General features: G+C 60.1%; 24 protein-coding genes and 1 tRNA gene. 7 read left to right on the forward strand and 18 right to left on the reverse strand.

Features of this window, described 5'->3' with window-relative positions; all coding sequences use genetic code 11:
* The first annotated feature begins 134 nt into the window (after positions 1–134).
* Positions 135–1,427 (forward strand): OprD family porin, encoded by a 1,293-nt coding sequence (locus tag ACF8Q6_RS10835; protein ID WP_014861709.1) that lies wholly within the window; start codon positions 135–137, stop codon positions 1,425–1,427.
* A gap of 171 nt (positions 1,428–1,598) precedes the next feature.
* Here the strand turns inward: ACF8Q6_RS10835 and ACF8Q6_RS10840 are convergent, their stop codons facing one another.
* The 3 genes from ACF8Q6_RS10840 to ACF8Q6_RS10850 form a co-directional block, all read right to left on the reverse strand.
* On the reverse strand, positions 1,599–1,784 hold the full coding sequence (locus ACF8Q6_RS10840; RefSeq protein WP_392493206.1) for a hypothetical protein: 186 nt from the start codon (positions 1,782–1,784) through the stop codon (positions 1,599–1,601).
* Between the two features lie 398 nt (positions 1,785–2,182).
* Positions 2,183–2,404: a hypothetical protein gene (locus ACF8Q6_RS10845; protein ID WP_392493207.1), complete on the reverse strand. Its 222-nt coding sequence runs from the start codon at positions 2,402–2,404 to the stop codon at positions 2,183–2,185.
* Between the two features lie 227 nt (positions 2,405–2,631).
* Positions 2,632–3,537, reverse strand: a complete 906-nt coding sequence (locus tag ACF8Q6_RS10850) for a LysR family transcriptional regulator (RefSeq protein ID WP_017148232.1) — start codon at positions 3,535–3,537, stop codon at positions 2,632–2,634.
* Positions 3,538–3,635: 98 nt separating this feature from the next.
* On the opposite strand from ACF8Q6_RS10850, the gene ACF8Q6_RS10855 reads away from it, so the two are divergent.
* Entirely contained in the window at positions 3,636–4,397 is a 762-nt protein-coding gene (locus tag ACF8Q6_RS10855; RefSeq protein ID WP_003251098.1) for a TSUP family transporter, read from the forward strand.
* Position 4,398: 1 nt separating this feature from the next.
* On the opposite strand, the gene ACF8Q6_RS10860 is transcribed toward ACF8Q6_RS10855, so the two are convergent.
* The 5 genes from ACF8Q6_RS10860 to ACF8Q6_RS10880 form a co-directional block, all read right to left on the reverse strand.
* Positions 4,399–5,823, reverse strand: a complete 1,425-nt coding sequence (locus ACF8Q6_RS10860) for a diguanylate cyclase (protein WP_392493210.1) — start codon at positions 5,821–5,823, stop codon at positions 4,399–4,401.
* Between the two features lie 137 nt (positions 5,824–5,960).
* On the reverse strand, positions 5,961–7,790 hold the full coding sequence (locus tag ACF8Q6_RS10865) for an SLC13 family permease (RefSeq protein WP_392493212.1): 1,830 nt from the start codon (positions 7,788–7,790) through the stop codon (positions 5,961–5,963).
* A 125-nt stretch (positions 7,791–7,915) separates the two neighbouring features.
* Positions 7,916–8,308 carry a glycine zipper domain-containing protein gene (locus ACF8Q6_RS10870; protein WP_003251091.1) on the reverse strand — a complete coding sequence of 131 codons (393 nt, stop codon included), beginning with the start codon at positions 8,306–8,308 and terminating at the stop codon, positions 7,916–7,918.
* Between the two features lie 73 nt (positions 8,309–8,381).
* Positions 8,382–8,567: a hypothetical protein gene (locus tag ACF8Q6_RS10875; RefSeq protein ID WP_004577263.1), complete on the reverse strand. Its 186-nt coding sequence runs from the start codon at positions 8,565–8,567 to the stop codon at positions 8,382–8,384.
* 243 nt (positions 8,568–8,810) lie between these two features.
* Positions 8,811–9,101 (reverse strand): RcnB family protein, encoded by a 291-nt coding sequence (locus ACF8Q6_RS10880; protein WP_003251088.1) that lies wholly within the window; start codon positions 9,099–9,101, stop codon positions 8,811–8,813.
* Between the two features lie 117 nt (positions 9,102–9,218).
* Between ACF8Q6_RS10880 and ACF8Q6_RS10885 the strand changes: the two genes are divergently transcribed.
* Positions 9,219–9,569 (forward strand): hypothetical protein, encoded by a 351-nt coding sequence (locus tag ACF8Q6_RS10885; protein ID WP_392493214.1) that lies wholly within the window; start codon positions 9,219–9,221, stop codon positions 9,567–9,569.
* A gap of 182 nt (positions 9,570–9,751) precedes the next feature.
* The gene (locus ACF8Q6_RS10890) at positions 9,752–10,573 is read left to right on the forward strand and encodes a class I SAM-dependent methyltransferase (RefSeq protein ID WP_392493215.1); all 822 of its coding nucleotides are present in this window, start codon (positions 9,752–9,754) and stop codon (positions 10,571–10,573) included.
* Here the strand turns inward: ACF8Q6_RS10890 and ACF8Q6_RS10895 are convergent, their stop codons facing one another.
* From ACF8Q6_RS10895 to ACF8Q6_RS10910, 4 genes are all read right to left on the reverse strand, one after another.
* Positions 10,574–11,341 carry an SDR family oxidoreductase gene (locus tag ACF8Q6_RS10895; RefSeq protein WP_392493217.1) on the reverse strand — a complete coding sequence of 256 codons (768 nt, stop codon included), beginning with the start codon at positions 11,339–11,341 and terminating at the stop codon, positions 10,574–10,576.
* Between the two features lie 36 nt (positions 11,342–11,377).
* Complete coding sequence (locus ACF8Q6_RS10900) at positions 11,378–12,445, reverse strand: phosphotransferase family protein (RefSeq protein WP_392493218.1); 1,068 nt, start codon at positions 12,443–12,445, stop codon at positions 11,378–11,380.
* Between the two features lie 183 nt (positions 12,446–12,628).
* A complete protein-coding gene (locus ACF8Q6_RS10905; RefSeq protein WP_003251077.1) occupies positions 12,629–12,946 on the reverse strand; it encodes an SCP2 sterol-binding domain-containing protein in 318 nt (105 codons plus the stop codon).
* A 56-nt stretch (positions 12,947–13,002) separates the two neighbouring features.
* Entirely contained in the window at positions 13,003–13,713 is a 711-nt protein-coding gene (locus ACF8Q6_RS10910) for a histidine phosphatase family protein (RefSeq protein ID WP_014859701.1), read from the reverse strand.
* A gap of 197 nt (positions 13,714–13,910) precedes the next feature.
* Between ACF8Q6_RS10910 and sohB the strand changes: the two genes are divergently transcribed.
* Positions 13,911–14,930 carry a protease SohB gene (gene sohB, locus ACF8Q6_RS10915; RefSeq protein ID WP_004577258.1) on the forward strand — a complete coding sequence of 340 codons (1,020 nt, stop codon included), beginning with the start codon at positions 13,911–13,913 and terminating at the stop codon, positions 14,928–14,930.
* Between the two features lie 154 nt (positions 14,931–15,084).
* Positions 15,085–15,158: transfer RNA gene (locus ACF8Q6_RS10920), tRNA-Cys, on the forward strand.
* Positions 15,159–15,260: 102 nt separating this feature from the next.
* Here ACF8Q6_RS10920 and ACF8Q6_RS10925 read toward each other — a convergent pair.
* The 6 genes from ACF8Q6_RS10925 to ACF8Q6_RS10950 all read right to left on the reverse strand — a co-directional run bounded on the left by ACF8Q6_RS10925 (position 15,261) and on the right by ACF8Q6_RS10950 (position 18,863).
* Positions 15,261–16,325: a tyrosine-type recombinase/integrase gene (locus ACF8Q6_RS10925; protein ID WP_392493220.1), complete on the reverse strand. Its 1,065-nt coding sequence runs from the start codon at positions 16,323–16,325 to the stop codon at positions 15,261–15,263.
* A gap of 3 nt (positions 16,326–16,328) precedes the next feature.
* Positions 16,329–16,565: a DUF4224 domain-containing protein gene (locus ACF8Q6_RS10930; RefSeq protein ID WP_088512470.1), complete on the reverse strand. Its 237-nt coding sequence runs from the start codon at positions 16,563–16,565 to the stop codon at positions 16,329–16,331.
* 96 nt (positions 16,566–16,661) lie between these two features.
* Positions 16,662–17,726, reverse strand: a complete 1,065-nt coding sequence (locus ACF8Q6_RS10935) for a hypothetical protein (protein ID WP_392493221.1) — start codon at positions 17,724–17,726, stop codon at positions 16,662–16,664.
* 54 nt (positions 17,727–17,780) lie between these two features.
* Positions 17,781–18,098, reverse strand: a complete 318-nt coding sequence (locus ACF8Q6_RS10940; protein WP_392493223.1) for a pyocin activator PrtN family protein — start codon at positions 18,096–18,098, stop codon at positions 17,781–17,783.
* A 158-nt stretch (positions 18,099–18,256) separates the two neighbouring features.
* Positions 18,257–18,541, reverse strand: a complete 285-nt coding sequence (locus tag ACF8Q6_RS10945) for a phage antirepressor KilAC domain-containing protein (protein ID WP_392493224.1) — start codon at positions 18,539–18,541, stop codon at positions 18,257–18,259.
* A gap of 10 nt (positions 18,542–18,551) precedes the next feature.
* A complete protein-coding gene (locus ACF8Q6_RS10950) occupies positions 18,552–18,863 on the reverse strand; it encodes a hypothetical protein (protein WP_392493226.1) in 312 nt (103 codons plus the stop codon).
* 300 nt (positions 18,864–19,163) lie between these two features.
* Here ACF8Q6_RS10950 and ACF8Q6_RS10955 point away from each other — a divergent pair, with 300 nt between their 5' ends.
* The gene (locus ACF8Q6_RS10955) at positions 19,164–20,543 is read left to right on the forward strand and encodes a P-loop NTPase fold protein (protein WP_392493227.1); all 1,380 of its coding nucleotides are present in this window, start codon (positions 19,164–19,166) and stop codon (positions 20,541–20,543) included.
* Positions 20,544–20,549 lie beyond the last annotated feature (6 nt).

Raw genomic sequence — 20,549 nt, forward strand, 5'->3', positions numbered from 1 at the left:
CCCAGCGCTTCACGCAACGGCAGGGCAGGCGGGCCGGGGCCCGCCTGCCGACCTCTCTCGATGCAACCCGCACGCCGGTGGCCATGCAGTGCCGCCGCGCCGGGTTGCTGTTGCCCAAATCCAGGAGTAGCCCTATGCAAGGTTTCACTGCGCCGCGTTTTTCTTCGTCTGCACGCCTGGCCGGCGGTTGTATTGCCGCCGCTTTGTGTGCAGAGGCCACGGCAGAAGAGGCCGGTTTCATCGAAGGTGCCCGCGCCACGCTGCAGGTGCGCAATTACTTCTTCAGCCGCGACTATGCCGATATCAAAGGCGCCAGCACCCAGTCGCGCACCCAGGAATGGGCGCAGGGGTTTATCCTCAATGCCAGCTCCGGTTATACCCAGGGCACCCTTGGCGTGGGTGTGGATGTTACCGGCCTGCTGGGTTTCAAGCTCGACAGCAGCCCGGAACATGCCCGGTCCGGGTTGCTGCCCAGTCTGGACAGCGGCAAGTCGGCGGACGAATACAGCCGCCTGGGTGCGGCGATCAAGTTCAAGGTGTCGCAAACCGAGCTGAAGGTGGGCGAGTTGATGCCCAACCTGCCGGTGCTGCTGTTCAGCGATTTGCGCCTGTTGCCGCCGACTTACCAGGGCGCGATGCTGGAGTCGCGCGAGTTCGCCGGGTTGACCCTGAACGCCGGCCAGTTCCGCTCCACCAGCCTGCGCGACTCGTCCAACAGCCAGAAGATGTACGCGCTGGTCAACGACCCGATCAACCCGGCGCGGCTGGCGCGCTTTACCAGCGACCGGTTCAACTACGTGGGGGCCGACTATGTCTTCAACGACAACCGTACCAGCGTCGGTGTCTGGCAGGCGCAGCTGGAGGATATCTACCAGCAGCGCTTCTACAGCTTCAAGCATGCCGAGCCGATCGGGGGCTGGACGCTGGGGGTCAATGCCGGCTACTTCGATGCCCGCGAGGACGGGAGCAAGGTGGCTGGCGACTACGATAACCATGCGCTGTTCAGCCTGTTCTCGGCCAAGACCGGCGGGCATACCTTCTATGTGGGCTATCAGCAGATCGGCGGCGATGACGGCTTTATCCAGGTAGGCGCCAACACCAACCCGATGGGTAATACACTGCCGACCTATGAGTTCTCGGCGCCGGGTGAACGCTCGTGGCAGGTGCGCCATGATTACAATTTTGTCGCGTTGGGGCTTCCGGGGCTGACGTCGACCCTGCGTTATGTAAAGGGGCGAGACGTGGAAACAGGGCTGGGCTTTGAAGGGCGTGACCGCGAGCGTGACCTGGACCTGGCCTACGTGGTGCAAAGCGGGCCGTTGGCCGGGCTTGGGATACGGGTGCGCAACGTGATGGCGCGCTCCAACTACCGGACAGATATAGATGAGAACCGCTTGATTCTGAGTTACACGATCAAGGTGTTCTGAGGGGGTAGGTGACCCGGCGCCAGCTCGGTTCCCGAAGCAACCTTGTGCTGCGAAGAAGCAATAACTGCCTAAGGCAGTCGTTTGCCTTACCGCGCTCTTCGCAGCGCAAGGCTGCTCCTGCACGATGATGGGGAGGTCTGAGCTGTGGAGCATGACAATTGCGCTTGCAGGTCACTGCAAGGTGTCGGGCTTCAGGCTATCCGGCAGTTGCCGAAGGGCCTCCTCAAACCGCGCGATCGGCCCAGTGAGTTGATCCGCTTCCTTGTCCTTGCCTTCACCTCTTAAGCGCTCCCGCTCAACGCGCAGGTTAAGCAGATTTTTCTGCAACTTCAGTGCAGAGGTTTTTAACGAGTCCATGCTTTTCTCACGCTGTAGGCTTCCGTACCGTTGTAGGAAAAATGAACCGTAGCAGCTCGAATTTGCCGGAGAAACTGATGTTTCATACAGGCAAGACTCATTGCCACGCCATTTCCTACAGAGTGCGGTAAGCAATCCTACAAGCCGTGTTTCAGATCGTGTCCCCCCAAGCAAGCTCAATCTACCGTATTGGCTGGGTTCAGGCGCTTTCGAGGGACAGCGCACGGAACGCAGGTACTGCGCAAAGCTGGAGGCTTGTTTAGAAACTTCATGTATCAATTGCCCGCCCGCGAGCGACACGTGCTCAGCGTCAACCACTGCGGCTGAATCCAGCCCAGCGGCATCTGCGCATCACATCTGATCCGCTTTTTTTCCATAAACCTGAATCTGTAACCGTATCAGCCCAAGCTCGACAATGTGCGCATTCCCGCATCACAACTGTAGAGGTTCCAATGGGCAAGCTGGCGCTGTTCCTGGGTGGTTTTCTGCTGCTGACCATTCTGATTGGTATTCTTGGCACCATTCCGCCAAGCTGAGTTCACTGCTTTTTCCCCTGCGCGGCCCGTCCACTTCAAGCGACGGGCCCAATCTATTGGCCAATGGCCGATCATCTTGTTCATCGCACTGCTGGATCAGCATCAGGTGCAAGTCATTCTCAGGGCAGGCGTGGATCGAGCAGGTCAGGTTGGCCAATTCGCCTTTCTGCTTGTGCGATAAGTCGTTCTTTACGCTGGGAAATCTGTCCACAAAAAACGTGGGTAGGTCTGTGGATAAAGTGCTGCAAGCCAGACCCCCGGCGGGCTCTGTTAAATTGAGCAGAAATTGAACAGTTGTTTTATGGCCTGTTTCAGTGGAGCGGGCCGGCTCGGCGTATGGCTGCCAGCAAGTCACGTACCCGCGTCGGCAACTCGCCGGCAGGGTACACAGCGTGCATCTGTGGGTCCTGACCGCTGCTGGACGTCAGGCGGTATTGCGGACACACCCGCACCAGGCGGCCGGCCTTGACCTGTGCTTCGCCGACCCAGGCGGCAAGGCGGGCGATGCCGGCGCCAGCCAGGGTGCTGTGGTATACCGCGCCTCCTGAGCCCAAGCGAAGCCTGGGCCTGGGGCGCAGACTGGTGATCTGGTCATCGTGGCAGAAGTGCCAGGCCTTGAGGATGCGTGGCGCGGTATGCAGGATCAAGGTGTGGCCATCCAGGTCTTCCGGGTGTTGCGGTGTGCCAGCCAGGGCCAGATATGCCGGGCTGGCATACAGGTGGCGCTGGTAGGGCCAAAGCGGGTAGCCGATAAGCTCGCTCGATTGCGGAAAGGCACCGCGCACCACGAAATCGAATTTACCTTGCAGCGGGTCAAGGGCTTCGTCGCTGTACTGCACGTCCAGGGTCACCTGAGGGTGGCGGCGGGAAAACTCGGCAAGCACTTGCGGTAGCACATGTTCTCCGAGCAGTTGCGGCGCGGCAAAGCGAATCCAGCCTTGGGCGTTGCCGCTGAGCGCGGCCAATTCGTCGGCTGCATCGCGTTGCACATCCAGCAAGCGTTCGGCATGCGGCAGCAAGCGCTCGCCGGCCTCGGTCAGGGTGACGGCGTTGGCGTTGCGGTTGAGCAGTTTACTTCCCGCATTGTCTTCCAGGGTTTGCACCGCGCGTGTAACTGCGCTGGGTGAACGCCCCAGGGCGCGGGCGGCAGCAACGAAGCTGCGCTTGTGTGCCACGCTGACGAACGCTTGGATTTCCCGCAGCATGTCCAGTGCCATTGCCGGCTCCTCGTTGCAGTTATCGCAATATGGCATTTCAACACAAGTGTGCCACTTTGATTAGCCTTGCAGGCGTCTTCATTGCCTGGAACCGCGTCATGATGGATATTGCAGTGCTTTCTGTGTTCGCCTTCGCCGCTGGGTTGATCGACGCTGCGGTGGGTGGTGGCGGGCTGATCCAGATCCCGGCCCTGTTCAACGTATTGCCCTCCGCGCAACCGGCCGCCTTGCTCGGCAGCAACAAATTGGCGTCCGTGTGCGGCACGGCCTTCGCGGCCCGCTCGTTCATCCGTAAAGTGACGCTGGATTGGGGGTTGATCGTACCGGCGGCACTCAGTGCCTTTGTCATGTCGTTCGCGGGGGCCGCCACGGTGTCGCTGGTACCCCCCAGCGTGATGCGCCCGGCAGTGCTGGTGCTGATTGTGCTGATGGCTGTCTACACCTTCTGCAAGAAAGACTTCGGCACCTTGCACACACCTGCCCAGGTCGGCCGCAAGGAGCAGTGCCTGGCAGTGCTGATCGGCGGCGCTATCGGCTTTTACGATGGCCTGTTCGGTCCGGGCACCGGTAGCTTCCTGATCTTCCTGTTCATCCGCTTCTTCGCCCTGGACTTCCTGCACGCCTCGGCTTCGGCCAAGGTGGTGAACATTGCCACCAACCTGGCGGCGCTGGTGTTCTTCGTGCCGACAGGCAACGTGCTGTACGCCATAGCCTTGCCCATGGCGGCGTGCAACATTCTCGGCGCGCTGACCGGTACCTGGCTGGCGGTACGTAAGGGTGCCGGGTTTGTCCGCGGGCTGTTCCTGGTGCTGTTGTGTGTGCTGATCGCCAAGCTGTCGTGGGACCTGCTGGCCGGCTAGTTCAGATCACCAGGCGCTGTGCTTCGGCCTGTTCGACGCGGTTGCGGCCCCGGGCCTTGGCCCGGTACAGCGCCTGGTCGGCACTCGCCAGCAGTTGGTCGAGGCTGGGGGCCGGCATGTCTGCGTCGCAGCCTGCCACACCGATACTCACGGTAATCTGCAGGCGCTGATCGGCTTGTACCACGTGCAGGTCTTGGATGGCGCGGCGCAGGCGTTCGGCGGTGAAGTTGGCCCGCTCTGGCGCAAGCCCGGGCAGGATGACAACAAATTCTTCGCCACCCAGGCGAGCGATCAGCTCATCGTTGTGCAGCTGGTCCTGGAGGGTGCTGGCGAATTGGCGCAGCACCTGGTCGCCGACTGCATGGCCGTGGGCATCGTTGATCGACTTGAAGTGGTCGATGTCCAGCATCATCAGGGTCAGCGGCAGCGCCTGGGCGTGCTGTTGGCGGCTCTCCAGCAGTGCGTTGGCGCGCCGTGTGAAGGCGCTGCGGGTGAGCACACCGGTGAGGTGATCGACGGTGGCCTGGTGCGCCAGGCGGGCCATGAGGCTACGGTTGGCCTGGCTGACGCAGGCCACCACCAGCGGCCCGAGCACCAGCATGGCGATGCCCAGGCGCGCCGACATCAGCGTGGTAACCCCAGGTGCGCTCTGCGGCACGCTGAAATGCATGAGGTTTTGCGCCACGGCCACGATCAGCGTACTGCCGGCCGTGAGCGTCAGCAATGAAACCAGGAACGGTGAGTAGGTCCAGGCACACCACAGTAATGCGGCAATCGGGAAGGCAATGGCCCCAGGGCCACCAAAGGCGATGCTGAATGCCAGCGAGGCCAGCAGCACCAGCAACGGCGCCAGGCGGATGGATTGCGTGCCGCCGCGCACCAAGGCCCGCACCGAGGGCGCTGTAAGCAGCACCGGCAGCACCAGCACGCCGGTCGAGAACTGTTCGCTGAACCAGGCTAGCCAGGTGGCGCGCAACGACTGTTCGAACCACGGTGCGGCCATTACCGCTGCCATGCTGGCCGCCACCATGGCAGCGGCGGCGCAGGCGGCGAACACGCTAAGCACGCCACGCGGGCTGCGCATGCGCCGGTGCATGCGAGGCAAGCGCGACATCAGCTGCCAGAGGGTGACCACCACGCCAAGATTGCACAGGTTGAACCACAGAGCCGGTACCCAGGCGCTGCCACACAGCAGGTCGGCCCCGACCATGGCCAGCCACACCAGGCTAAAGCCCGTAAACGTGGCTTGACGGGGGTAGCGCAGCAGTACGCCGGCCAGTACCGCATTCACTGGCCAGAACAGCGACAGTGATTCGATCGGGCGTGCCAGGATGCCGCCGAGGGTAAGGGCGAAGGTTACGCCAAGTACAACGACATAAGGCAACACGCGCGATTGGGCTGGAAAAACCATGAACTCGACCGGCAAGCGGAAACGAAATCCAGGACAACGCGATAGAGCACCTGGGGCAATTACCCGCAGTGTGTTGGCTCAGGGTGGTTGATGTCAATCTGCCGCGATTGGTTGCGATAATGTCAAATTGCCTCTATTTCTGGCCACTTTCCTCACAGCCCGAAGAACCACGGCACCATCACGACGGTAACCAGCATCACTAGCACGGTGAACGGCACGCCAATCTTGACGAAGTCAGCGAAGCGGTATTGCCCGGGCCCAAGCACCAGCGTGTTGACCGGTGATGACACCGGCGTCATGAATGCCGCCGACGCGGCCAGTGCGACGGTCATGGCGAACGGGTAGGGCGACATGCCCAGCTGCGCCGCAGTGCTGACAGCCACCGGTGCCATCAGAACGGCGGTGGCGGTGTTGGAAATGAACAGCCCGATCACTGCGGTGACGGCAAACAGGCAGGCAAGAATGGCGCTGGGGCCGGCACCCCCCAGCACGTTCACCAGCCCACCCACCGCCAGGTCGATGCCGCCGGTTTTCTGCAGCGCCTGGGCGAAGGGCAGCATGCCCACGATCAGCACCAGGCTTTGCCAGTGGATGGCGCGGTAGGCACTGTTCATGTCGATGCAGCGGCCTGCGCCCATCAGCAGGCAGCCGATCAACGCTGCAATGACATTGGGTACGGCGCCGCTGACCATTAGCCCGACCATTACCGCCAGGCTAAGCAATGCTTGCGGTGCGCGAGTGCGGGCTGGTGCGACCAGGTCGATCTCGGCGGGCAGGCTCAGGACCAGGAAGTCCTTGGGCTTGCTCTGCAACTGGCGTACCGCCTTCCACGGGCCGACCACCAGCAGGGTGTCGCCAAGGCGCAGCTTTTCTTCCACCAGTTGCTCTTCGATAGCGGCCTGATCGCGGCGCAGGCCGACCACGTTGAGACCATAGCGGGTGCGAAACGCCAGTTCGAGGATGCTCTTGCCGATCAACTGCGAGCCGGGTGGCAGCGAGACCTCAGCCATTCCCAAATCCTGGGATTGATCGATGAAGTAGGCGGCCTTGAAGTGCAGCGGCTCCAGTTGCATGGTTTGGCACAGGCTGCGCAGGTCGTCATGCTTGGCGAACAGGTCGAGCAGCAGCACGTCGCCCTGATGCAACACGGTGCCCGAGTCGGCCGCGATCACGCGCGTGGTGAACTTGTGCTGGCGCTCGATACCGATCACGTTGGCGCCGTGTCTGGTGCGCAGTTTCAGCTCGCCAAGGTTGTGGCCGATCAGCGGCGACTGAGGGCGGATGCGCAGGCGTCGTTCACGGCCGTTTAGCTTGTAGTCCAGGACCAGGTCCAGCAAGGTGCGGCGGCTTTCCACCCGGCCGTCCTTGCGCACTTCACCGTTGAGCCAGTGGCGGGTCAGCAGCATGTACCCGATGCCCAGCACCAGCACCACCAGGCCGAACGGGGTAAAGCTGAAGAAGCTGAACCCTGCTTCGCCATGGCGTACCAGCTCGCTGTGCACCACCACGTTGGGCGGTGTGGCGACCAGGCTGAGCATGCCACTGATGAGACCGGCAAAAGCCAGTGGCATCATCAGGCGGCTGGGTGAGAGCTGCAGGCGCGCAGCGATGCTCAGCACCACCGGGATGAAAATGGCCACCACGCCGGTGGAGCTCATGATCGATCCCAGCCCGGCCACCGCCACCATCAGCAGTACCAGCAGGCGCGCCTCGCTATTGCCGGCCCGCTCGCTCATCCATTCGCCGATGCGATAGGCAATGCCGGTGCGGACCAAGCCTTCGCCAATCACGAACAGGGCGGCGATCAGCACCACGTTGGGGTCGCTGAACCCGGCCAGGGCCTGTTCCACGGTAAGGATGCCCAGTAGTGGCAGGGTGAGAATCACCAGCAGCGCGACCACGTCCATGCGTGGGCGGTTGATGACGAACAGGGTAATCACGATGGCCAGCAGGCCGAGGACCCAGAGCAACTCATGGTTCATGGGGAGGGGGTGTTCCTTCACACGGGGCACGATAGACAGTAGCAGTCAGTGTGCCAGCTTGTCGTGAAGGGGGTGTTGATGTGCTGCAACAAAAAGGGCCGCTATGCGGCCCTCCGGTCACGGGGTCAGTGACGGTGGCGGTGGTGCTTCTTGCTGCCGCGGTTGTCGTCGCCCAGATGGTTGCCGAGGGCACCACCGGCCGCGCCGCCCAAGCCGGCACCTACGGTCGAACCGGTCTTGCCGCCTACTGCGCCGCCCAGCAGCGAGCCGCCAGCCGAGCCCAGGCCACCGCCAATGGCGGCTTCGGTACGGTTGCCCTTGCGCGCACCGACAGCGCTGCCGGCTGCGCCGCCAACGCCGGCACCGATGGCTGCGCCGGTCTTGCCGCCGAGCTGTTGACCAACAACGTTGCCCAGGACACCCCCCAGGCCACCGCCAATGGCGGCAGTACCGTCACCGGCGAAAGCGCCCTGGCACAGCAGCAGGCCGAGGGCAAGGGAAGGCAGAGTCAGACGCATGATACGAACCTCAAAGGAATCATCAGGATAAGTTGCCGCGCAACGGGCGGCAGGTCAGGGCTGAAAGGACGCTTCAGCGGTAGTAGCGGTCACCGCGGTATTGCCGATCGTCATCGTCGTCGCGGTCATGGCGGTGGTGGTGGCGATGGTCACGGTCGCGGTCACGCCAGCCGTCGTCATCATGGTAGCGATGGCTATGGCAACCTGCGGTCAGCAGAACAACAGCAACCAGAGAAAGGCTTGCAAGACGCGTGAGCACGATATAGGTCCTTGATCCGCATAGGTTTACGGGGCACCTTTTAAGACTGGGGCCGATCGATTTGGTTTCCTGGGCGGGCAAAAAAATTGTGCGTCCAGCGATCAGCGCCAATGCGCCCGCCTGCAACAATGGGCTGTGGCGCTGACCGGCATCGACCAGCCCTGGCGTATCGACGCGTTCCAAGCGCACTTGGCCGGCGGCGAGGTGCTCTGCAATGGGTCGCCTTGGCCAGGGCGTGTTGAATCAGGATGCCGGTTGAATCGCCAGCACCACGCCATTGGTGATCTGCACCAGCACGTAATGCTTGCCCATGCGCACCCAGTGGCTTTCCTTTTCCGGTTCGGGCAGGCCCTTGGCTTTCCAGTCCTTGACGGCCTGGTCATCGCGTTTGTACTGGTCCGGGGCCTTGTCGCCGACGTTCAGTTCACGGTTGTGGGTTTCGGGGGCGGTGATGCTTTCTTCGCTCGAGGGGGCGGCGCTGACGCTCAGGGGCAGGCAAGGCAGGGCGGCGAGTAGCAGGTAGTGCAGTTTCATGATGCGTTCCTCGTGATGGCATGTGTTATCTGCGACAGCGGCAAGTGCGCGGCAATTCACTCGGGATGCCTGCCAGTGCTAGAGTCGCCTTCTTTTTCGCGACCCCGAGGATGGAACATGCGTGCGATTCTGCCATTGGCTGCGGTGCTGATGCTGGCCGGTTGTGCTTCTGCGACCATGGAAACGGCGCGTGGCGGCAAGCCGACTGCGCAGCTCGACTCGCACAAGGCGCCAGAGCTGGTTGCCCAGTGCATCCAGTTCAGCTGGCAGGAAGAGAAGGTGTTCGGTGATGACGCCAGCGGCTACTTGGAACCGCGCAAGCAGGGCGGGTTCACCGTGTATACCCGTGAGGCCGAAGCGTTCGTGGACGTTTACCCGCAGTCGGGCGGAACGCGTGTGGATTACTACGCGAAGCAGAACGATGGCGTGGCTCTGCAGCGCCGAGCGGCTGCTGCAACCTGCCTGTAACGCCTGGCGCCTGTGCTGGCTTTATCACCACTCCTGCAAGGGCCCGCCTATTCAGGGTAATGAGCAAGGCAGTTGTTGCTACAGCAGAGGGCGCGCAGGCTTTACACTTTTTATCAAGACAGCTGTGTTGCAGGGTGCGCGGTGACAGCTAGCATAAGGCGCTTCCACACAAGGACGATTCCATGGACCGCTCACTGCAACTCAACCGCATCAGCTGGGATGAGCGTGCCCCGTTGCACGCCGCTTCGAAGGACTACGAAGTCGAACGCCTGGTCCAGCAGCACGGGCACTTGTCCGAAACCGTACGCTTCGACCTGCCATTGCTCGGTGACATCGACGGGCTCGATACGGTCCACTTGCAGTGCCACATCGGCACCGACACCCTGTCGCTGGCGCGCCTTGGCGCCAAGGTTTGCGGCCTGGATTATTCCAAGGCTTCGCTGGCCGAGGCACGGGCATTGGCCGAGCGATGCGCGCTGCCCATCCAGTATGTCGAGTCTGACGTCTATACCGCCGACAAGGTACTGCCGGCGGGTACGTTCGACCTGGTCTACACCGGTATTGGCGCGCTGTGCTGGTTGCCCCGCATCGAGCCGTGGGCGCGCACCGTCGCGGCCCTGCTGAAACCGGGCGGGCGGCTGTTCCTGCGCGACGGGCATCCGATGCTGATGGCTGTCAACGAAGATCATCAGGACCGCCTGCAGCTCGAATATCCGTATTTCGAGCTCGAAGCGCCGACGGTGTGGCACACCGACCAGACCTACGTCGAAACCGATCAGCGCCTGACCCACACCGAAACCCACGAATGGAACCACGGCCTGGGTGAAGTGATCACCGCCTTGCTGGCTCACGGCCTGCAGCTGACAGCGCTGGTCGAGCACCAGAGCATCCCCTGGGAGGCGCTGCCGGGGCAAATGGTCAAGGGCGAAGACGGTGAATATCGCCTGCGCGAGCAGCCTGCACGCCTGCCCCTGAGTTACACCTTGGTCGCCGTCAAAGCCTGATCAGGACAGGAAGCCACCGTCGACATTGAGCGTGGTGCCGGTGGTGTAGCTAGAGGCATCGCTGGCCAGGTACAGCACCGCGCCCGCCATTTCCTTGGGGTCGGCCACGCGCTTGAGCGGGATCTGCTGCAAGGCGGCATTGAGGATGGCTTCGTTCTTCACCAGTGCCGAAGCGAACTTGGTGTCGGTCAGCCCCGGCAGTAGCGCGTTGCAGCGAATACCGAAGGGTGCACACTCTTTGGCGAACACCTTGGTCATGTTGATGACCGCCGCCTTGGTCACCGAATAGATGCCTTGGAACAGCCCGGGTGAAACACCGTTGATCGACGCCACGTTGATGATGCTGCCGCCGCCGTTCTCGCGCATCAGCTTGCCAGCCTCCACCGACATGAAGAAGTAACCACGGATGTTCACATCCACGGTCTTCTGAAACGCCCCTGGGTCGGTGTCCAGCACATTGCAGAATTGCGGGTTGGTGGCGGCGTTGTTGACCAGCACGTCCAGTCGCCCGAACTGTTCGCGAATGCCAGCGAACACCTGCTGAATCTGTTCCAGCTCACCAATGTGGCAGGCCACAGCCGTGGCCTTGCCGCCGGCGGCCATGATGGCGTCGGCCACCTGCTGGCACCCATCAAGCTTACGGCTGGAAACGATCACATGGGCCCCTTGCTGCGCGAGCAAGTGGGCGATGGCCTCGCCGATGCCTCGGCTGGCGCCGGAAACAAAGGCAATCTTGCCGTCGAGGTCGAACAGGTGGGTCTTGGACATGCTGTTTTCCTTGTTATCCGTCGTCGTGGGCTGTGCTCAGAGGCTGGACTTGGAAATGACCTGCAAGGTCATTTGTTCCAGCAAGCGGTTCATGTGAATGAACTGGGCGAAACGCTTGTCCTGGGTCTGGCCGTGGTAGTAGCGGTAGTAGATCTGCTGAACGATCCCTGCCAGGCGGAACAGGCCATAGCAATAGTAGTAATCGAAGTTGTCCAGGCGGATGCCGGCCCGCTCGGCGTAGTAATCGACGAACTGGCGACGGTTGAGCATGCCCGGCGCGTTGCTCGGCTGGCGGCGCATCAACTGCACTGGCGCCGGGTCGCCGGCTTCGATCCAGTAGGCCAGGCAGTTGCCCAGGTCCATGAGTGGGTCGCCCAGGGTGGCCATTTCCCAGTCCAGCACACCGATGATGCGCATGGGGTTGTCTGCGTCCAGGATGACGTTGTCGAACCGGTAGTCGTTGTGCACGATGCCTGGGCGCGGGTGGTCGGCGGGCATTTTTTCGTGCAGCCAGGCGGTTACCGTTTCCCAGCGTGGCGCATCCGGTGTCAGGGCTTTTTCATAACGGCTGGTCCAGCCCTCGATCTGGCGCTGCACGTAGCCCTCAGGCTTGCCCAGGTCGGCCAGGCCGCAGGCGGTGTAGTCCACGTGGTGCAGCTCGACCAGGCGGTCGATGAAGCTTTTGCACAGGGCTTCGGTCCGGCTGGCGTCCAGATTCAGTTCGGCCGGGATGTCCGAGCGCAGGATGATGCCCTTGACCCGTTCCATCACATAGAACTCGCCGCCGATCAGGCGGGTGTCGGTGCAGTGTGCGTAGGCCTTGGGGCAGTAGGGGAAGCCGCTGTTCAGCTGGTTGAGGATGCGGAACTCGCGGCCCATGTCGTGGGCCGACTTAGCCTTTTGACCGAAGGGGGGGCGGCGCAGCACGAAGTCGCGGCCCGGGTAGCTGACCAAGTAGGTGAGGTTGGAGGCGCCGCCAGGAAACTGGCTGATGCTCGGCAGGCCGTGCAGGCCGGGGATATTGGCTTTGAAGTAAGGGTCGATGACGGCCGCGTCGAGTTCTTCGCCGGGGCGTACCTGGGTGGACTGGTCGGTGAGCGTCATGCGTCTTCCTTATTCTCGATAGCAAGTACTATTGGGTAATCTAATGGTCCGTCAGGGTTGGAACAATCGTCCCATGTGCCAAATAGGTGAGGGTGTTGCTGGTGGATCACTGCACCGAATGCAGGGCAAAAAAAACCGAAGCCGTCAGGCTTCGGTTTTTCGATCATCCGGTAGTCCCAGCCCTCAGGACGGGAACAGCTCGCTGAGTTTCATCGACAGCATCATGTCGCCCTCAACCCGCAGCTTGCCGCCCATGAAGGCCTGCATGCCGTCGGTTTCGCCGCTGACGATACCCTTCAGGGTTTCGGCGTCCATCACCAGGGTGCAGTTGGCATCCGGGTTTTCGCCTTCCTGCAGGTCGCAGGTGCCGTCCTTGACGATCAGCGCGTAGTGCTTGTCTTCGTCGGTGATGTTGAAGCCGAACACCAGGTCCAGGCCGGCGGCAGCGGATGGGTTGAATTTCTCTTGCATCTTTTTGACGGCATCAGCTACGGAGGTCATGGCGCATTCCTTATAGAGTGATTTACACGTCCCCGCAGGGACACAACAAGCCGGGCTTATCGGTAAGTGACAAGCTCCGGCGCCCTCAACAGCTGCACATGGGCCTGGCTGTTGAAGGAGGCCAGTGCCACGTCGCGGCCGCGAAACTTCAGCTGGCTGAGCGACGTGTTGATGATCTGCCAGTTCAGCGCGAACGCCTGGCTGGGGGTAATACCGGTAACCAGGTGGAGCAGGGCGGCAATGGTGCCACCCGAGGTGAAGATAGCAACATGATCGCCGCTGCCAGCGGTGTCCAGCACGCGTTGCAGGCCCCCTCGTACGCGTGACGTAAACGAATGCCAGGTTTCCAGGCCATTATCGGCATGCTCGCCATCGTGCCAGCGCTGCACCATCAACGCGAACAGGCGCTGAAACTCGCTGCGGTGCTGCGCAGCATTGCGCAGCACATGCAGGGCATCGGGCTCTTCCGGCAGCAGGTCGGGCAACAGGGCGCGGATCACACCGTCGGCATCGAACTCATTGAATGCGGCGTCGGTCTCAACCGCCGGCACCGGGCAGCCGTTGGCGTGCAGCGCCTGCAGCGCCAGCCGTGCGGTATCCTGCTGGCGGCGCAGGTCGCCAGCCACGCAGCGGTCCAGCCGCACGCCCAACTGGGCCAGGTGTTCACCCAGGGCTTGGCTCTGGCGCACACCCACGGGCGAGAGGACGTCGTAGTCATCGGCCCCGAAGGAGGCTTGGCCATGTCGAATCAGGTAGAGATTGCCCACGAAAGGTTCCGGCCTGTTGGAGGTTGCTGCGAGGTTAGGATGCGGCTCACGGGCTGTCAACGAAAAAACATACAAGCGTTTGAAAAGGTTGTTTGAAAGATGTTGCCAGCGTTTACACCGGCTGGCAGCACCACAGACGCAACGGTATGCTTGCAACAGTGACGCGCCGTAGTGGCGCAGGTATTTAAGGAGTCAACGTGGAGTTTCTTGCCGAATACGCAAGCTTTCTCGCCAAAACCGCCACCCTGGTCATCGCCATACTGGTGGTGCTGTCGGCGATCGCCGGGCTGCGTGGCAAAGGTCGGCGCAAATCGGGCGGGCAATTACAGGTCACCCGACTGAACGATTTTTACAAGGACCTGCGTGAGCGCCTGGAGTCCGGCCTGCTCGACAAGGCCCAGCTCAAGGCCCTGCGCAAGCAGCAGGCGAAGGCGGAAAAACAGCAGAAGAAGGGCAAGGCCGAGGACAAGAGCCGGGTATTCGTACTGGACTTTGATGGCGACATCAAAGCCTCGGCCACCGAAAGCCTGCGCAATGAAATCACCGCGCTGCTGACGCTCGCCACCGCGCGTGACGAAGTGGTACTGCGCCTGGAAAGCGGTGGTGGCCTGGTGCACAGTTACGGCTTGGCTGCGTCGCAACTGGCGCGTATTCGCCAGGCGGGCATCCCGTTGACCGTGTGCATCGACAAGGTGGCTGCCAGCGGTGGGTACATGATGGCCTGCATCGGCGAGAAGATCGTCAGTGCCCCATTCGCCGTACTGGGGTCTATTGGCGTGGTGGCGCAGCTGCCCAACGTCAACCGCCTGCTGAAAAAGCACGACATCGACTTCGAAGTGCTGACTGCTGGCGAATACAAGCGCACCCTGACCGTCTTTGGCGAAAACACCGAGAAGGGCCGGGAGAAGTTCCAGGAAGACCTGGACATCACTCACCAGTTGTTCAAGGATTTCGTCTCCCGCTATCGTCCGCAGTTGCACATTGATGAAGTGGCCACTGGCGAAGTCTGGCTGGGCGTGGCCGCCTTGAATCGCAAGCTGGTTGACGAGTTGCAGACCAGTGACGAGTACCTGAGCGAGCGCGCACGCAACGCCAACCTGTTCCACCTGCACTATGCCGAACGCAAGAGCCTGCAGGAGCGGATTGGCATGGCCGCCAGCGGTACCGTGGAGAACGCGGTGGTAGGCTTGTGGAGTAAACTCAGCCGCCTGCGCTAACACCTTGAACCCGTTGAAATTTTTTTTCGTTCAGGGGGTTGCAAGGTTAAAAGAATGAAGACATAATGGCGCCCATCGAAACGCAGCAAACTTTGAAAAAGGTTCAGCGTTTCAAGGAGATAGCAAAGCGTAAGCAGCTAGATCCGACCTTTGAGGCCGAGTAGCAAAGTGGTTATGCTCCGGATTGCAAATCCGTCTACGCCGGTTCGATTCCGACCTCGGCCTCCACCATTCGAAAGCCCCGCAGATTAACGTCTGCGGGGTTTTTCTTTGTGGTCTAGAAACGCCGATCATTTCCGCATCATCGGGCATTGTTTCCGCATCAGCCCACTATTTGGTCGGGCTGACCACCTCGCCGACGCGGCGATAAACGCGCTTGGTAATCTCCTCTTTGGAATGTCCGAGCAGTCGGCTGGCGTGGCTAATGTCCTCAATCTCCGATGCCGCCTTCGGTCGGATATCGCGGAACTGGAACTGCCGAACTTTGGTGGCCAGGTCTGTGTTGCCATCGGCGATCAGCTTGCGTGCCGCCTTGTCACGCGCCTCACTGAAGCGATTCCTCAGCATTTCCCAGCTCATGCGCAGGCCGGAGTCGTTGGTGATGAGGCGTGAGTTGCGCACGCCTTGCAGCTTGCGTCTCTCCAGGAGCGCTTCGATGAACAGGCCCAGGCCGGTCGACTCGCCATTGATGTGCCGGCGGATGCGAAGCTTCTTATCAGTCTTGTTCTGGCCGACCCACAGGTAGTCCTCGTCGAGGTCGACGGTGCTGAACTTCAACGTGTCGGCTGGGCGCTGGCCGGCCAAGTAGGCGAGGTCCATGGCATCCTTCAGGCCTTGGTCGGCCTCCGAGTACACTGCGTCCCAGACATCGTCGGCAGCGTAGAAGTCGCGTACCTTTTCCTTGTTCCGACGAACCGCCAGGCACGGATTTCGATCTGCGAATCCCCACTCTATGGCCACGGTAAATACGTGTGAAAGCAGCGCGATTTCCCGGTTTGCCCGAGTCTTCGCGGTGCGGGCGTCCCGGTACTGCGCGACGACCGGAGGAGTGATGGCCTCAATGGGTGCGTCGGCAAACGCCGTGCGCAGGCGCTCCAGTTCGTATTTGTTGTCTTTCTGAGTGCGTGGCGCCTTTGCCGGGATGATGTCACGCTCGTACCGGTCAAACAGCTCGGCCATCGTTGACATCACCTTCGGTGCTGCCTTGTGCTCCAAGCGTGCCCACTCAAGCTTGGCCTCCGCGAGATCTGTCCCCAACGGAATTTCCTGCCGATTTCCGTCTGCATCCCGCCCGTTGTAGTAGTACCCGACCCACAATTTGCCGCTCTTCAGCTTGCGAACTCGCCGCAGCATCCGAGGCGGCAGGTCCTTGTTCGATGCCTTCCTGTTGCGCATCTGTTACCCCACGCGCGATAAGTCTAATGTCCAAGTTTCTGTTGCAGCATTCGTTGCGGTTGGCTTCACGCCGGCCATTTTGAGGCGGGCGTATACCCGCCCAACAACGGGCCGCCGGGCCCGAGTCAGCGTGTACTGCCAGCCGTTTTTGGCCAGCCAGGCGATTTGCTTGCTTGGGATCTGGTAGCCGGTGATTCGCACCACCTCTTCTTCATCAAGAAACTCACTTGCATGTTCCATCGTGCGGGCTCCGTGCCTTCGATTGCAGCAGGTTAGTGTTCACGTTGGAGACTTGATGATCTGCTCGCCCGCCCAGGGTGATCTGCTGCGCGGCTGTCATGCTGCTGCTCCTGCATTAATGGCGCTGGCAGGTCTTTCACGCAGTTCAAGGTGCATGCGCTTAGCAAGGTCGCCCAGTCTGGTGACTTGCAGGCCGGCGCGTGCCGCCTGCTGAGTTGCCTTCATGGCGGTTAGGGTCCGCTCAGCCAGGTTCAAGGTATCGATGACGTTGACGAGCAGTTCGTAATCCGCTTTGGTCACCGCCAACCCGGTATACGACATGATCCGATCCTCGAGCTCGGCGATTGCGCGCTTGAGATTGGCAATGGTGTGGTGGTGCTCGCACTGTTCGGCCTCGCGGTTGATCAGCGATTCGTCCAGACGGACACGCACGAAGTGCCAGGACTCGTCGGTTGGGCTCAGGAACCCGGCTTGCTGCAGCGCGGCTTCAATCGCCTGCGCCATCTTCTCGGAGGTGGCGTAAGTACCCGCGTGCTCTGCCAGTGTCGCGTCCATCGCGGCCACGATGCAGCTGGCGATGGAAGGGTGCATATACCCCTCGGCAGGCTGCGCGTGCGGGCGATTTTTAGCGATTAGCGTTCCATCAACGGGCGCTGCCTCGCGCAGCTTGTCGTGGGGTATCAGTGCCTCGGCGGAGCTGCTGAGGGACTGAACAATGCCTGCTGCTTTGCAGCAGAGACTCTTTATTTTTTGAGCGTCGACGCTGGGCTCATCGCGGAGCGAAGCGGGAGTGACATCGCGGATTGCCTGCGCCACATCGTGCCCGCTTCCCTCCGGTGCCGAGATCTGCAGCGATACCGAAGTGGGGCGGCTATGTCCTGCGCACGACGGGGAATCGAAAAGCAAGCCGTGGGTGTGGTGGTGCTTGAGCCGGGCGTTCTCTTCCCGGAGCGTCTTCGCATGGGCCGCCAAGTGCTTGTGGTCGTCGCGCAAAAAGCCCAGAGACGCTTGCAGGGCCTCGAGGGTGGCTTGGTGTGCGCGGTCACTGTCGACCTGGCGTCGGGTGCGGCCCTCCTGGCGTCCAAGCCAGTAGGCATAGGCGAACAGCCCGATAACGAACGCGCAAATAATGATCAGGGCGATGACCTGTTGTGTGGTCATGGGTCTAACTCCTTGTGGTATGCGGGCCGGTGGTGGCGACCCTTGCTGGTGTCGTTACTGCTTGTCTTGCTCGCTGGGCCGAGATTGCTTCTCGTCCGCCTGGTAGGCCCTGCTGTCGATCAGAGCAGCAACATGGCGGATATGGGCAAACTTCAACGCCTTCTGGCTGTTGTCCAGTGTGGTCACTGGCAGGCAAATCCGGCCGACCTTCAGTTGCTCGGCAAAGGTGTCTTCGTTGAGGTTGCGGAAGTACTGCACGCGCACCTTTTCGAGTGGAATCAGCACGTCGCCAAAGGTGCGATAGAGCAGCTCCACGGTGGTTGCGTCCGGTGCGTGCGGTAAACGCAACGCGATTTGGTTGTTATTGCTCATCAGGCGTCCGGCTCTCCCTGAGCTTGTGGCGTGACGGATGGTTCCAGGTGATTTCGCAGTGTTTGCGAACCAATTCCCGCCAAGCTTCTCGGACCTGTCGGAGCGCTTCGTTGCGCTCCGCACGGGTCTTGAGCTGGAGGATCTCGGCCGCGTGCTGCCTAGGCCGCATAGCGCTTGTCTTCCGGTGGTGTCGGAAGTTTTAGCGCCAGGCGTTCCGCGAGCCATGGAATCCCTGCTTGCTTCACTCGGGTCGACTCGCTGTACTGCATCCCCGCAGTGGGGTGGAACCAGCTACCCTCTTTTATCCGAAGGTACTCGCGGTCGCGAGTGGGGTATTGAGGCAAGTTGCGTTCAGTCAGAAGTTCGTTTTCACGCATCCGGTTGATCAGCTCATTGCGACTTATGCCGAACAGCTTGGCGGTTTGTGCCAGGTTTCGTTCCATTCTTCCGCTCCTACGCTACGTCATCGAGCAGTACTGAGCCTGACTGCATTTGGGCAGTGTCGAGATGGCCGTTGGCAATGGCTTCGAGGTGCCTCGCAATGGTTCGTGCACTCCCGAGGCTGTTCGCTGGCAAGGTCAGGGTGTTCACCGTTGAGCCCATGCGTATGGCTACTGTCAGCTGGTCGAGATAGACCTCTGTCTGCAGCTCAGCTTTGACAGAAGATCCTGTCGAGCCGTCGTGGAGTATCTGCGTAAAGCAACCCGTCAGGTTGGTTTGTGCGCGGAGGCAAGCGAAAGCGTTATTGCGGAGGGCATAGCTCATGCTGTGTGCCCTCCATCGTCTGGCCGGAGCGGGGATGGAGGAGTTGGGCGTTTGGTGGTGACAAACGCGCAACCGTGCTGCTTGGCAAGGCGGCGAATCTTGAAGATCAAATCGATTGATGCAGCGGCTGGATGGACGTGCAAGGAAGTGGTGGTGTGCATGGTTTTACCTCACTCTGTGGTGGAAGAGTGTTGCGAATATCAACCAGTGGTTGCGAAATGTCAACCATCATTCTCCTCGCAAACCAGACAAGCGGTGGTAAGGTAAAGGCCTAATGCCACCACGAAGGCTTCCTTCCTAATGAGACTTAAAACTCCTCCCGTTAAAGTTAATCCTGATTCGATTTATGACGGTGATAGGCTACGTAGAAAGGAACACGTAGATAACCTAACCGTGCTTCTCTCTAATGCCGAGACTCCTTTAGTTCTATCAATCAACGCTCCGTGGGGGGCTGGTAAAACCACATTTCTTAAAATGCTTCACGCGAACTTAACGGCCCAAAAAACTAATGCGGTATATTTTAGTGCCTGGGAAACTGATTTCGCTGCTGATCCATTGCTTGCATTTTTGGGTGAGATGAATACTTTTCTCTCAAGACAACTTCAGGATCATTTCGGAAAAAGAGCTTGGGAAAAAGCTAAAAGCGCAGGGGGGCAAATTCTTAAACGTCTTGTACCTGTCGCTGTTAAAGTTGGAACTGCTGGCGCAATAGATTTGGATAAGGTGCTTGAGGATGAAGCATCAACTTTGGCTGGGGCACTTTCGAATGACATCATTGACGGTTATGTTAAAAACAAAGAGCTGGTAGATGTTTTCAAAGAAAACATAAGAAAAATGCTGATGGGGACGGAGGAGGGAGAGGGACTGGGGCGTCTGTGTATATTTGTCGATGAGCTAGATCGGTGCAGGCCAACTTATGCCATTGAATTGCTTGAAAGAATCAAGCATCTATTAGATATTCCAGGGTTGATTTTTGTACTGGCGCTGGATAAGACTCAGCTGGCACATAGTGTAAAAGCCGTGTATGGGGCTGACTTTGATGCAGCTGGTTATCTTAAGCGTTTTATTGATATCGAGTATGGCTTGCCGGATCCGGATCTAGATGTGTTCGTTGATTATTTGTTTGAGCGCAATGATTTTGAAGCTTACTTTAGATCAAGTGGTGCACATGACCTCCAGCGTGATGGACAAAGCTTGCGGAGCAGCATGCAGCTTCTGGCTAAGTCACAAAGGCTATCGCTGCGTTCAATCGAGCAGCTTTTTGCCCGTTTGAAGCTTTTAATCATTAGTACGCCGGCCAACCAACCCTTCCACCCTGATATCACGCTTTATCTAATCTATCTAAAAGAGTATGACCGTTTGGCTTATGAAGGGTTCGTGGTGGGCGGGTCTGAAGCTCAAAGGTCTATCGATCTTATACCTGAGGTATTTCATTCTGGATATGAGTCTTCTGAAATGGCACAGCAATTTATACATGCGGAAATTTTGAAGGCGCAGTCATCGAATGATCCTGAATGGGTTAAGCTTCAAGCTGAGCAGCTTAAAAAAGAAAAGTCTGAAGGTGATGAGCTTCGCCAGTATTATGCTAGGCGGGTTCTCCAGTTGTACGGATATTCGAGAGTTAGGATCCAAACGCTGATCCGTAGAGTGGAAATGCTTGAGAATTTCCAAATGCAATAACTCTGG

Origin of the sequence: Pseudomonas sp. GLN_2 (assembly GCF_043106005.1) — a bacterium.
GTDB lineage: Bacteria > Pseudomonadota > Gammaproteobacteria > Pseudomonadales > Pseudomonadaceae > Aquipseudomonas > Aquipseudomonas alloputida.